Origin of the sequence: Spongiimicrobium salis, assembly GCF_043678055.1 — a bacterium.
GTDB lineage: Bacteria > Bacteroidota > Bacteroidia > Flavobacteriales > Flavobacteriaceae > Spongiimicrobium > Spongiimicrobium salis.
Window position 1 is genome coordinate 1,080,557 of record NZ_JBHEQA010000002.1, and the last position, 14,082, is coordinate 1,094,638.

10 protein-coding genes are annotated in these 14,082 nt (G+C 39.2%); 1 reads left to right on the plus strand and 9 read right to left on the minus strand.

Annotated elements, in window-relative coordinates:
* Positions 1 to 109 precede the first annotated feature (109 nt).
* From bshA to ACEXOE_RS13940, 9 genes are all read right to left on the minus strand, one after another.
* Positions 110 to 1,252 (minus strand): N-acetyl-alpha-D-glucosaminyl L-malate synthase BshA, encoded by a 1,143-nt coding sequence (bshA, locus tag ACEXOE_RS13900; RefSeq protein ID WP_394749418.1) that lies wholly within the window; start codon positions 1,250 to 1,252, stop codon positions 110 to 112.
* Positions 1,253 to 1,270: 18 nt separating this feature from the next.
* Positions 1,271 to 4,183, minus strand: a complete 2,913-nt coding sequence (locus ACEXOE_RS13905; protein WP_394749419.1) for a glycoside hydrolase family 3 N-terminal domain-containing protein — start codon at positions 4,181 to 4,183, stop codon at positions 1,271 to 1,273.
* Positions 4,184 to 4,283: 100 nt separating this feature from the next.
* On the minus strand, positions 4,284 to 4,766 hold the full coding sequence (locus ACEXOE_RS13910; RefSeq protein WP_394749420.1) for an ABC transporter ATPase: 483 nt from the start codon (positions 4,764 to 4,766) through the stop codon (positions 4,284 to 4,286).
* 10 nt (positions 4,767 to 4,776) lie between these two features.
* Entirely contained in the window at positions 4,777 to 6,261 is a 1,485-nt protein-coding gene (locus tag ACEXOE_RS13915) for a PH domain-containing protein (RefSeq protein ID WP_394749421.1), read from the minus strand.
* Complete coding sequence (locus ACEXOE_RS13920) at positions 6,248 to 6,763, minus strand: PH domain-containing protein (protein WP_394749422.1); 516 nt, start codon at positions 6,761 to 6,763, stop codon at positions 6,248 to 6,250. Before ACEXOE_RS13920 ends, ACEXOE_RS13915 begins: the two co-directional genes overlap by 14 nt.
* A 13-nt stretch (positions 6,764 to 6,776) precedes the next feature.
* Complete coding sequence (locus ACEXOE_RS13925) at positions 6,777 to 7,568, minus strand: (Fe-S)-binding protein (RefSeq protein ID WP_394749423.1); 792 nt, start codon at positions 7,566 to 7,568, stop codon at positions 6,777 to 6,779.
* Between the two features lie 18 nt (positions 7,569 to 7,586).
* Positions 7,587 to 8,912, minus strand: coding sequence for a 4Fe-4S dicluster domain-containing protein (locus ACEXOE_RS13930; protein WP_394749424.1), 1,326 nt, complete (start codon positions 8,910 to 8,912; stop codon positions 7,587 to 7,589).
* Between the two features lie 3 nt (positions 8,913 to 8,915).
* Positions 8,916 to 9,881 (minus strand): MlaD family protein, encoded by a 966-nt coding sequence (locus ACEXOE_RS13935; protein ID WP_394749425.1) that lies wholly within the window; start codon positions 9,879 to 9,881, stop codon positions 8,916 to 8,918.
* Positions 9,882 to 9,937: 56 nt separating this feature from the next.
* Positions 9,938 to 11,212, minus strand: coding sequence for an N-acetylmuramoyl-L-alanine amidase family protein (locus tag ACEXOE_RS13940; RefSeq protein ID WP_394749634.1), 1,275 nt, complete (start codon positions 11,210 to 11,212; stop codon positions 9,938 to 9,940).
* A gap of 98 nt (positions 11,213 to 11,310) precedes the next feature.
* Here ACEXOE_RS13940 and ACEXOE_RS13945 point away from each other — a divergent pair, with 98 nt between their 5' ends.
* Positions 11,311 to 14,079, plus strand: coding sequence for a putative LPS assembly protein LptD (locus ACEXOE_RS13945; protein ID WP_394749635.1), 2,769 nt, complete (start codon positions 11,311 to 11,313; stop codon positions 14,077 to 14,079).
* Positions 14,080 to 14,082: the final 3 nt, after the last annotated feature.

Genomic DNA, 14,082 nt, shown 5'->3' on the forward strand with positions numbered 1-14,082 from the left:
TCCAATTTTACGTCAGTCGCACGACCTATGGCACCCTTTTTCCCGCTGCATGAAGTCAATAATAAAAATAAGCTTAAAAGAATACGGATGGCAATCATTTTTACACCGATCAATATGCCGTTTTATACCATTCTTTGTAGGCCCTTTCGTAAAGCGTTTCATATAATGGCAGCACATGATGGATATCAAATTTACTGGCTACTTCAAAAGCATTTTTCTTAAACTCTTCCAAAACCTCTTCATCCATCAGTATTTTAAGCGCATTTTCGGCCATTTCCCCAACATTCCCTACATTGCTCAAATACCCTGATTTTCCATGAACATTTACTTCTGGTAAACCTCCCGTATTACTGGAAATTACTGGAACTTTATTGATCATCGCTTCTAAAGCGGCCAGACCAAAGCTTTCCGATTCAGAGGGCAATAAGAACAAATCCGAAAAACATAAAATCTTATCAATTTCCCTACTTTTTCCAAGAAATGCCACTTTATCTTTTATTTGGAATTGCTCACACAATTGCTCTGCCTTGGCTTTTTCAGGCCCTTCCCCCACCATTAAAAGTTTGGCTGGAGTGTTTTCTTGGATTTTATAAAAAATCTCTATAACATCAGGGATACGCTTTACCTTTCTAAAATTACTGATATGTGTAATAATTTTTTCATCGTCATCTGCCATTAAGGATCGTTGACAATCTGTAAAACCTGCACTGTACTTTGAGGTATCTATAAAATTAGGAATTACCTCGATATCATTTTTAATATCAAAGCGTCTTAAAGTATCCTTTTTCAAATTTTCGGAAACCGATGTTACTACATCAGATTTATTGATACTAAAAGTAACTGCTGGTTTATATACCGGATGATTCCCCACTAGGGTAATATCCGTTCCGTGAAGTGTAGTGATCATCGGGATATAAATACCTTCCTCTTCCAACATTTTTTTCGCCATATACCCTGCATACGCATGCGGAATGGCATAATGTACATGCAATAATTCTATTCCAAAAAACTTTACTGTATCTACCAATTTACTCGATAGCGCAAGGTCATAGGGTTGATATCTAAATAAAGGATATTCTGGGACATGTACTTCATGAAAGTGGATCTTATTGTTCAACAAATCCAGGCGTACTGGTTGTTTATACGTTATAAAATGAACTTCATGTCCTCTACCGGCCAACGCAATCCCCAATTCAGTGGCGACTACACCACTACCTCCGAAGGTAGGGTAACATACAATTGCTATTTTCATCTACAACAAAATTAATATTTAATTTATAACAGCGTCATAAATGGCCTGTTGAATTCTTGTTCTTAACCCAGATTTAACTAAAAGGGTATTCGAAGCAGAAGGATAGGTTCTATTGGAGAGGAAGACATAAACAATTTCTTCCTCGGGATCTGCCCAGGTATAGGTACCTGTAAAACCACTATGGCCAAAACTTTTACGGGACACGCAACCACAGGTGGGGCCACTATCTCCTAATTGAGGCTTATCAAAACCTACTCCCCTACGCACATTTTTGTCACAGAAATAACAGGTATTGAATTTTTTAATGGTTCTACTTTCCAGAAAGCGTTCCCCACCATATTCTCCACCTTGAAGGTACATTTGCATGATTTTAGCAACATCATTGGCATTGCTAAAAAGTCCGGCGTGACCTCCAATGCCACCTTGCATTGCGGCTCCCATATCGTGCACATATCCTTGAACCGTCTGATACCTATAGTAATTATCTTCTTCAGAGGGAACTATTTGCTGTAAAGGAAACGTATCTATGGGATTATAGCCAGTGTGCGTAGCTCCCAATCGTTTGTATAGAAAGTTGGCAGAAAGTTTGTCCAGGCGCTCCTTATAAGTGTCCTCAATATATTTCTTGAAGACATAATACGCCACATCGCTGTAGCGGTAGCGGTTGGATTTTAAATCCTGTCTTCCTATCCTATTGTAAATAGAATCTGTATAGGCATTGGACAAATAAAGTTGATTTGCCACTTTTATAGAAAAGCCGTCTGAGGGTTGCCTCCTATAGAACTCCGTTGATGGTCTGCGTTGGGTATCTAAGGTGCTCACGTAAAAGGCGATCCATGCAGGCAATCTGCCATAATGGGACAAGGCCTTTAGGACGGTAACATTTTTTAATTCGGAGTCTGCATAGTCTGGCACCAATTCTTTAAAGGTAGTGTTCAGTTGTATCTTCTGTTCTTGCTCCATTTTCATGATCATGGGCAGAGTAGCCAATATTTTGGTCACCGAGGCCAAATCATAAATATGATGGGGGGTAATACTGTCTTTGGAGGTGTATGTTGGTTTTCCAAATCCTTTATTATATACGATTTTTCCTTTGCGCGCCACTAAAACCTGTGCTCCCGGGAACATTAAGGAGTCTAAACCATTTTTAACTAGAGAGTCGACCACCTTTAATTTCGACGAACTTAACCCTACTCTTTCCGGGATACTATATCCTAATCTTTTTAAAGATTTTAGAGCCACACTTGTATTCACAGGAAAAGAACGATGCGCCGTTACCGGAAGAATTCCTTTTGCCGGGAGTGCACCAAACAAAATTTGAGCAGCTTTCTCCTGAGCTATTTTGCTGTTTTGATACGCCATCATGACACCATCTATCTGCTCAAAGGAAGACACACCCAATAAGGCATACGGTTTTGCAAAAACCGTAAGCAAGAGATTTGAACTCCGTTGCCTGGCCAGTTCTTCTAACCAAAAAATTTCTTTTTCACTAAATTTGTAGGCTTTCCAAGGACTTTCGTTGCTCTTATGCATGCCCACGATGATGAGATTATAGCTCTTTAATTTACTCTTTAACAAGGCTATATTTTTGGCAGATACCTCAGCTACATTGGCATACTTTCGCAAACTCGCCAAAAAAGGACGATGGTCGGCATCGCCAAACTTTACGTAGGCAATCTTTTTGTTTTCCAATTTTTTAATCCCCTGCAATTGATAGTTGTTCTTTATTACGGTAATAGCATTTTCCATTGCTTCTTCGTAAATAATATCATTTTCCAAAGAATTTAAATCTTCATATAGATTTTCCAGTACCACAGGCTTGTACTTATGAAGCCCTACTTTGTATTTTGCCTTTAAAATCTTCTTCACCGAAGTAGCTAAACGTTCTTCTGAAATTATTCCCGATGTATAGGCTTTCATTAGAGATATACTGGCCTTTGGCACATCTGTGGGCATCAATAAAATATCATTCCCTGCCATAAAAGCAGATAAGGCCACTTCTCCTTCACTCGCATAGGTAGATACGCCTTTCATATTGAGAGCATCTGTGTATACCAAGCCCTTAAACCCTAATTTTTCTTTTAATAGCCCAGAGATGATCTGCTCTGACAAGGAAGAAGGGTATCCTTCCTTGATTTCTAGACTGGGAACACTCAAATGGGCAACCATAACACTGCTTAAGCCTTCTTGAATCAATCTTTTATACGGATACAGTTCTATGCTATCTATTCTGCGCTCTGAAAAATCGATTATCGGTAGAGCCTTATGCGAATCCACCGAAGTATCTCCATGACCTGGAAAGTGCTTCCCACTGGATAAAACGCCTTCAGCTTCCATACCTTTCATAAAGGCAATCCCCTTCTCTGCAACATTTTCCCTGTCTTCTCCAAAAGAGCGATTTCCTATAATTGGGTTTTGGGCATTGGTATTGATATCGATATCAGGAGCAAAGTTAATGTGTACCCCTATGCGTTTTGCATGTTTGCCTATTTGTGCACCAACCTTCTCTACAATGGAATTATCCTTGATGGCTCCTAAAGTCATGTTCCAAGGAAAAGCATAGGTAGAATCCAAGCGCATAGCCAACCCCCATTCCGCATCCATCCCAATCATTAAAGGTAGTTTTGATGCAGCTTGGAATTCATTGGTCAATCTTGCCTGTCGTACGGGGCCTCCTCTTGAAAATATGACTCCTCCGATATTATGGGAAATAATAAGCTCCTTAATTTTAGCCGTTCTTTGCTTTATTTCATTTGAGGCGACACTGACCATGAACAATTGTCCAATGCGCTCTTCCAAAGAAAGGGAGGCATAGGTTTTCTCTACCCACTGCTCTTGCAATATGCTATCTTTGGTCAATAAGGGGTCTATTTGTCCGTAAGACATAGAGCAAACCAGAAAAAATAAGAGGATAAGGAACTTTAATCTCATATTGGCATTGTACTATAAACTATAACTGAGAAAGGGGTTAAAAATTGCATTTCATCGAATTTCATAATGGCAATAGGCTTTTCAAGAGCATAAACACGACCTACATAAAGCGCCCATGCCAACTTTCCTGTGCCGGAACTTCCCAATGATTGTCATACTCGTATTTGTTGGTAACAAGATTGTTAAAGACGATGGTGTTCTTTGAAACCGCTTTGTCCTTTGCCATTTTCTTAAAGTCCTTAAGGGGCTTGTAGGCCACAAAATCTCCCTGCTTATAAGAGACATTCATTTTGTCCAATAGATCTAAATTGTATTTCTTTTCCAAAACTTGGATAAAATGCACCGAAGCGTCAATGGAGCAACCCGAAGCGTGGGTCAAACTCTGATCTAATCCAATAGTAATAAAACGCTTGTATTTGATATCATATCCGGCTTTAAGATCGCTTCCATGGGCGGTCCACGCAGCAATAAACTCATTTAAGCTCTTTTGTACTTCTACAAGTTCTTCTTCCGTAAAGCTTCTGCTTCCCTGATAGATCCAAACTCTGGAAGTATCCGGTAATTCATTAAAATCTACTAACATTCTTATTTTTTTATATCCAATTTTTATTGGAGGTTTCTACTTTATACAACAAATCATCATACAATTCCATAGCCTCTGGAAAAGGTACGGCGGGTATGACAATCAAACTTGCAGCGGTATGCACGTGAATACTGGCCACTTCCCGTCTTTTCTGAAAAAAACTCTGTTTCAATTTCAACGATTGAATCTTATGATGTTCAAAGATATGGGTAACCGTATCTATTCTACCTTCTCCGACCACCATATAGTCTTTATGCAAACTGTAATAACTTTTTCGATATCTCAACCAATGCAAAAGAAAGAACCAGGGAACGAGCACCAGATTAACAAGTCCAACTTTCGCTCCCCACAAAGATATAGCGAATACGTTTACGATAATCAAAGGGAAAGCAGTATTAAGAAAAAGTTGTGTTTTAAAATAAGCTGCCGGTTTTTTCTTTTCTAAGGTATCGTCTATAGGATAACCAAACACAAACCGTTCCAAAGTGCTCAAATTGGCCTTTTGAACGGCGACAAGCCCAATATTCTTTTTGGATTGCTCCGTAGACATCGCTTGATTGAATCTTAAGTTGAATAAGCCCAATCTTTGCTTTAAGGCATTGGTCGTATAGACCACAGATTGTATTTTGGAGGCATTCAGGGCATAGCTTATCCTATTAAACAGACCTTTATGTATTTCCAGGCCTTCCCTGTTTTTTATCACAGCCAATCCATAGTTCGTAAGAATTACTTTGAAGATTGAATATCCAATGGACGTTAGGATTACTATAACGGCCAGAACTACATAAATAAGGAAGGTATAGGATGCTGAATTCGTTGCTTTTTCCTTTAATTCTTCCATCATTCCCTCATAACCGAACATTTCTGCGACATCCCTAAAATCTACCAATACCCCAAAAAGAACTGCTGAAAGAAGATAAAAGCTGGTAAAGTGATTCTGGGTAATACCTGCCAAGAGTAATTCCTTAAAAGAAATTCTCAATACATAGTTCCTAGTATCCTTGACCTCTTCTTTGGATGTCATATTTAAAAGAACAGTTCTAAGGGCTCTCGCTTTAGTATTTTCCAATGCCTTGATCGTCACCTCGGTACTGGTATCCCCAGCAGTGTCGATAGCTACTTCCACCACGCCTACAAGCCGTTGTAGCAGGCTTTGTTTAAGGTGTACATTTTGTATTTTATGTCGTGGAATTTCTATTCGTTTCTTTTTTGTAATTCCCCTGGACAGTACAAAATGATCTTTAGATACAGAGAACTTAAAATTCTGAAAACTTAGGATACTGCGAATTAAATAAAAACCTAGAAGACCAATAATGCCAAAAATAATATATGGAAGGAAATCTCTGGAACGTTCGGGTTCCCTGAAGAATTGAATGATATAGTAAATCAAAGGAATGTAGGCCGATTTCAAAGATTTCACGATTGAAGGAAGAAGTAAAAATACAATTCCCTTTACCGATTGTCTTGAAGGGGTTTCAAAGTTAAACTCGCTCATTGATCTGCGCTGTAATATACCCTCTGATTTTCTCCGCTTCTTCCAGCAGTAACCCTTTTATAACCATATCACTTCCGCTATCCCCTGCGGTATACAGCTTTAAATTGGCCAGTCCAAATTTTTGTGATAGCAATCCTTGGCTAATGTCCAAATGTTGAATTCTCGACAAAGGTACGGTTGCCAATGAAGAGCGTAACAGTCCTTTCTTAAAGGAAATATCGTGATTTCTAAGGCTATACTTACGCTTCCAAAAACCCAGCACCGAGCTCGTAAAATGCAGAGCAATACTTCCTACTAAAAGAATACAAATGAACACAAAGTGCTGTTCCAATGGTTCAATATCGAGATACATTTTTGCTACAATAAGCAAGCAAGCAATAACACTGTATTGCAGCATATGCTGTAGAATCAATACGGTTAGGTATCTTGGGTGTATTGGCTTAAAATTAAGTGCAGCTATACCCGGCAACGAAGAGAGCGGTATTTCTTCATTTTTGAACATGTATGAAAATGCTTTATAGATCCTGGGCGGTAGCAATCAACTCGGCAATATCCATAACCGCTACTGTGGCTTCCTTTTCCTTGTTTTTTACACCATCGGACATCATTGTATTACAAAATGGGCATCCTGCTGCTATGATTTCCGGTGCGGTTTCCAAAGCCTGTTCTGTTCGCTCTATGTTGATATCTTTATCCCCTTTTTCGGGCTCTTTAAACATTTGTGCTCCTCCCGCTCCACAACACAAGCCTTTTTTGCGACAATTTTTCATTTCCACTAATTCGGCATCCAATTTCTGTATAAGCTCCCTAGGTGCTTCGTATACATTATTGGCTCGCCCTAAATAACATGGGTCATGATAGGTAATACGTTTGCCTTTATACGTACCTCCCTCCAAGGAAATACGTCCCTCTTCCAAAAGTTGTTTTAAAAATTGGGTATGGTGCACCACTTCGTAGTTCCCACCCAATCCGGGATATTCGTTCTTAATGGTATTGAAACAATGCGGACAAGCTGTGACTACTTTCTTAACCTCATAACCGTTCATGACTTCAATATTCGTGACGGCTTGCATTTGGAATAAAAATTCATTTCCTGCACGTTTTGCTGGATCTCCGGTACAACTTTCTTCCGTCCCTAAAACTGCAAATGCTACATTGGCTTGATTCAATATTTTCACAAAAGCTTTGGTGATCTTTTTAGCCCGATCATCAAAACTTCCAGCGCAGCCTACCCAAAACAATACTTCAGGTTGTTTTCCCGCTGCAAAAAGTTCGGCCATGGTAGGCACTTTTAATTCATTACCCATAGTAAAATGCTGTTTCTTTTAAGATTCTTCCGTCCAATTAAGACGGTCCATTTGATTGAAGGGCCATGGTGCCCCATTATTTTCAATATTGCCCATCATATTATTTAAGTCCGATGGAGCTGCAGATTCTTCCATGACCAAGTATTGTCGCATATCCATAATAATGGAAAGTGGGTCTATACTTACCGGGCAAGCCTCTGTACAGGCATTACAAGAAGTACAGGCCCATAGTTCTTCATGGGAGATATAATCGCCCAGTAACTGTTTATTGTCATCCACAAAGGTCCCTTTGTTTTTTTCAATATTCTCTCCAACTTCCTGCAATCTATCACGAGTATCCATCATGATTTTTCTGGGAGATAGTTTTTTTCCGGTCTGGTTGGCCGGGCATTCGCTAGTACAGCGTCCACATTCGGTACAGGTATACGCATTCAGCAATTGTACCCAATTTAAATCCATCACATCCGATGCCCCAAATTTTTCCGGTTCAGGAGCATTCTCATCGGGAGCAGCATAGGGATCTGCATCCGGGTCCATCATCAACATGACTTCATTGGTCACCGCTTCCAAATTTTTAAATTGCCCTTTGGGCTTTAGGTTTCCATAATAGGTATTTGGAAAAGCAAGTAGAATATGGAGGTGTTTTGAGTAATAGAGATAGTTCAGAAAAAAGAGAATCCCTACAATATGCAACCACCAAGCTGTTCGTTCTACAAGAATAAGACTTGAAATGGACATTCCTTCAAAAACCGGAGCTATAAAACTACTTATTGGGAATGCACCTGCTTGGGTATAGTGCTCTGCTCCTAGCTGCTGCAATTGGAAATCTGCTGCATTCATGGTCAAGAACAAAAACATAAGCACCAATTCAATATATAGGATCAGATTTCCATCTTTTTTTGGCCAGCCTTCCATTTCGGGTTTTAAAAAGCGTTGCAATTTCAGGACGTTTCTCCGTACCCAAAAAAGAATGACGGAAACCACCACCAAAAAGGCCAGAATTTCAAAGGATCCGATCAATACATTGTATAAAGTGCCAAGAGGGGCAAAGATTCGATGTGTCCCAAAAAGACCATCAATAACAATTTCCAATACTTCAATATTGATAATAATAAAACCGAGATAGACAATAATGTGGAGGATCCCTGCAATAGGTCTAACCACCATTTTAGTCTGCCCCAAGGCAATCCTAGCCATATTTTTCCATCGTTGTGGTTTATCATCGCTCACGTCCACATCCTTTCCCAATTTAATATTGCGGGAAAGTCGCTTTACATTTTTCACAAAAAAGCCTATGCCGGCAATAAGGATAATTCCGAAGATAATATTAGGCAAATAACTCATATATTAATTTTCAATTTTTTCAGCTGGATCATTTTCGGGCAAGGTATATTCCTTCTGTTTTTTTCCAAAAACAGATACATTGACATATCGTTTTGGATTGAGACGAAAGTCCTGAAGTAATAAATCCAATTCTTTGGATGCACTGGTGAGGTTGTCATACAATTCCTTGTCGTTGACCAATTTTCCTAAAGAACCATCCCCTTTTTCGACTTTTACCAACATCTGATTTAGGTTTCCAATGGTGGTCTGCAAATCTTTCATGGTTTGTACAATACCTGCTTCCGAAATGGAATCGGATAGTTTTGAAAAATTATGGGTCATGTTGTTAATGTTCATAATAGAACTATCCAACTGACTCTTATTATCTTCCAATAATCCATTTAATGCCGTTGCACTCGCCTGAAAGCTTCTGATCATCTCATTTAAGCCCGTTATGCTTTCTTTTAAATTCTTTTTGGTATGGTCATCCAAAATATCATTGAAATTGATCAATAAGGAATCGGCATTGGTTACAGCTCCTTCTACCTTCATTTGTAAAGGTGCCAGGTTTTGCTGTACCAAATCCGTTAGACCAGGTTTTATCATCGAAGTTAAAGTATCTTTGGATTGTGCCATTGGAGCCCCATCCAAAACGGGCATAATCTGTATTCCTTTACCTCCAATAATTCCGGTATCGTAGAGTACGGCCTTACTATTCTTGGAAAACTTAAAATTGTTCTCTACCGAAAAAGTCACTAAAAGTTCTCCAGAAGCATCCTTAAACCTAATATCGTTGACTTTACCGACACTTAAACCATTTATAGATACTTGAGTTCCTGGTTGCAAGCCTCCAACGCTCTCATATACAGCATAAAAAGTACGACTGTCATTAAAAATAGGGGTTGATTTAAGATAACTAAATCCTAAAACAAACAGTAGAATACCCCCAATAACGATAATCCCTGTTTTAAGCTCTCTAGTTAGTTTCAAAAGAAGTTATTTTCAATTCCTAACAAAATTAGAAATAATTTTTAGAAGAGGGGCTATTAATCAGAAAGGTATTTCAGTGCCTCCTTTATGGCAATTCGTTCTCCGTCCTTATAGGCCACAATATAGGAGCTTGTATAGCCTTTGACATCTGCATTGGATTTAAATAATTTCGCCTGGTTATAGCTATCGGTGCTCCCATACATATACCTAAAAAGGTTTTTATACGGTTCTTTGGACAGTTTATTTAGGCCCTTAAAATTCTCCGCTTTTAATGGAATTGCTTTGGCGCTAGCCAAAATCTGAACCTTAAAAAGGATGTTGGGCTTGGATTTGGGCGGGGCAATGGTTTTTGTCTCTTTGGAACTGTTGCTGCCTTCCTTGTTTTCCTGTTGCGCCTTTTTTTCTTCTTTTACGACGGTTTCCTTGGGTGTCGATATTTCCTCTATTTGAGGCTTGCTTTCTATTTCTTCCGATATCCTCTTTTCCTCTTCCTCTACTGCTTCAACAATATCCGGTGCCGTATCCTCTACCCTGGGCGTAGGCAGGTCATTGTCCAATATTCCTTTCCTATATTCTAATATGGCGTTGGCTATTGCGGTTCCCATTTCCAACTGACCCTTTTTTGAATTTAAATAAGCGCCCTCATTCTTATTGGTCAAAAAACCCGTTTCCACCAGTATGCTTGGCATAAAAGTCTGGTGCAAAACAATGAATCCCGCTTGTTTCACCTTGCGATCGTTTCTTTTCAATTTTACAGAAAAATTATCCTGCATCATTTTTGCCAATTCAATGCTCTGATTGAGAAATTCTTCCTGCATAATGGTAAGTCCGATTAGGGATTCGGGGGAATCAATATCGTATTTGGCATATCTACTTTCATAATTATCCTCCAAATAAATTACAGAATTCTCTTTTTTGGCTATTTCAAAGTTTTGTTTGTTGGCGTGGAGTCCTAAAACAAAGGTTCCAGCGCCATGGGCATTGGAGGTATGCGAATCGCAATGAACGGATACAAAAAGATCGGCATTGGCCTTATTGGCAATCTCGCCACGAACATATAAATCAATGAAGGTATCGTCTTTACGGGTATATATTACTTTTATATCGGGATTTTTTTCTAAAATCTTTCCCACCTGCAAGACAATTTTTAAGGCAATATTTTTTTCCAGATAGCCATTTCCCAAATTTCCGGGATCATGTCCTCCATGTCCAGCATCAAGAACAACAATAAATTTATCATTATCATCATTTTTGGTGTTATTTTTGCTGAAAGAAAGTAATAGAAAACCCAATACCAAAAAAAGAATGGGGCTAAACCGTTTCATATTCATAATATCTCGCTGTTTCAATGCATCCAATATGGTTAAATTTATTCTAATGTGCTGCCATGGGAACAAAAAATATATGTAAGTTTGGATTCCATTATATGATGGGTTGGATTAGACACACTATTACAAAAATAGGATTTATAGCCTTGCAATCAAATAAACACTCTCTACTTTTCCTATTACTGCTCTTTACCAGCATAGTTTCAGTATCTGCGCAAGAAGGTCGCATAAAACCTTTACCCATTAAGGCTGTTGAAGATTCTATCGTTGCCCCTACCCTTCCTGTAGATATCATTAAAACTGCTGTTGTCCAGGATAGCGTACAACAAGATACTGTTCCCAAAAAACAGGGTTTACTTTTGGATAAGATCAAATACAAGGCTAAAGATTATGTAAAAATCAGTCAAAAAGATAAAAAAATCTACCTATATAACGAAGCTGAAATTTACTATCAGGATACAGAATTGAAGGCGGGAACCATCATTTTGGATTACGAAAAAAATGAAGTCTATGCAGGGCGGATCAAGGATTCTTTAGGGAATTACTCCCAGCTTCCTAATTTTAAGCAGGGCAATCAAGAAGTAGTACCCGATTCCATTCGTTTCAACTTTACGACTCAAAAAGCGCTGATTTGGAACTCTAGAACGGAACAAAAAGCTGGTTTAGGTTCTTTGGGAAGTGATGCCATGAAGGTGTATTCCGAGCGCACGAAGAAGGAAAACGACTCTGTATATTTTTTGGACGAAGGGCGCCTTACCACCTCGCAAGACACGCTTGATCCTGATTATCATATTCGGGTCAGAAAAGCAAAATTGGTTCCTGGAAAAAAAGTCATAGCCGGGTACAGCAATCTTTATATTGTAAACGTTCCTACTCCTATAGCCTTGCCTTTTGCTTATTTTCCGTTAACCACAGGGAATACGGCAGGTTTAATTTTCCCAACCTTTGGAAATGATCCCGACCGGGGCTATTTCTTGCAGGGTGGAGGATATTATTTCCCCTTTAGTGAACATATTGATTTAAGCCTTCAAGGGGATTTCTATACCAACGGCAGTTATGGTTTCAGAGGAGAGTCCAATTATGTGAAGCGCTATAAATATCGCGGGAATATTAATTTCAGTTTTGAGAATCTCATTACCAGTCAACCCGGTTTTGATGATTTTTCTCGAAGTAGCACCTATAATATTCGAATACGGCATACCCAAGATGCCAAAGCGAGTCCCAATTCCACTTTTTCTGCATCTGTAAACCTCGGAAGTAGTCAATTTTTTAGAAACTCCCTCCAACAACAGAATTTCAACAATATACAAACAAACACCCTATCCTCATCCATATCGTATTCCAGGACTTTTCCCAATTATCCATCGGTACGAACCAGTATTTCGGCAACACACAACCAAAATACCAATACAGGAGTGGTGAATTTAACACTGCCTACTTTTCAAGCCAGTATGGAGCGGATATTCCCTTTTGCCAAACGGGATGGCATAAAAAAAGGGGCCATACAAAATATCAATTTTCAATATGATGTAAACGCCAGTAATAGCATTACCACGAATGAAGATGACTTTTTAACGGGCAGAATGTTCGATAACGCCCGGGTTGGGGCACGTCACCGTATTCCCATAAGCACCAACTTTAAGGTGGCCAAATTCTTTAGTGTAACTGCTGGGGGAACCTATGAGGATGTATGGACCTTGGAAACTTTCAACCAAAGATTTGACCCAGATCAAGGGGTCAATGGTGCTGTAGTCCGGGATACGATCAAGGGATTTGATCGTTTTAACCAATACAATTTCAACCTTAGTGTGGGAACCACCATCTATGGTACTTATACGTTTAAGGAAGGAAAGAAAATTCAGGCCTTACGACACACACTTCGCCCGAGCGTTACCTATGGATACGCGCCTTCTTTTGAGCAGTTTTATGATACTTTTATCAATGGTGATGGAGAAGAAGTCCAATTTAGTAGATTTCAAGGAACATTGAATGGCGCCCCAAGGTTAACACAGACCAATTCCTTATCCCTTAGTTTAGCGAATACGTTGGAAGCCAAGGTCATACCCAAGGATTCTACCGCTACCGAACTAAAAAAGGTCAGTATTTTAAATAGCTTTAATGTTACCACCGGCTATAATTTTGAAGCGGACTCCCTAAGGATCAGCCCCGTCAATATTTCAGGGGGTACCACCATTTTGAACAACAAGATGTCCATTAACTTTGGCGCCAGTTTAGACCCTTATGCCATTAATAACAACGGTCGTAGAATCAACACCTTTAATATTGATAATGGAGGAAGTTTATTTCGTCTTACCAATGCCAGGGCCACGCTCAGTTACTCCATTAGTAGTAGTGATTTTAACAAAAAACCGGATGATCCGGAGGATAAGGATCCTAATAATACCGAAAATCTGGATAGAGGCATTGATGAGTTTTTCAGTAATTCCAATGAGTTTGGAAACGACCGGAGAGACTTTTCCACCACAAACGATAGGAACCAGCAAAACGATGGGGATGTAGAAAACCCCTATTATGAAAACAAACTTCCCTGGGATCTACGAATGAGTTATACCACCTCCTTTACCAATACCAACAGGCAAAATGAATTTACGAACAATTCACTGACCTTTTCTGGAAACATCAGTTTGTCACCGCGCTGGAGGGTAGGTGTTTCTTCGGGTTATGATATTCGAAACAAAGGTTTTACATTGACTCAGTTTAACTTTCAACGCGACCTAAAAAGTTTTACGTTGAGGTTTGATTGGACGCCTTTTGGTCAATTTACCCGCTGGTACTTCTTTATTGGTATAAAGAGCTCCATCCTTAAGGATCTTAAATGGGAGAACCGAAGTCAACCTGTACGGAGATAGTTC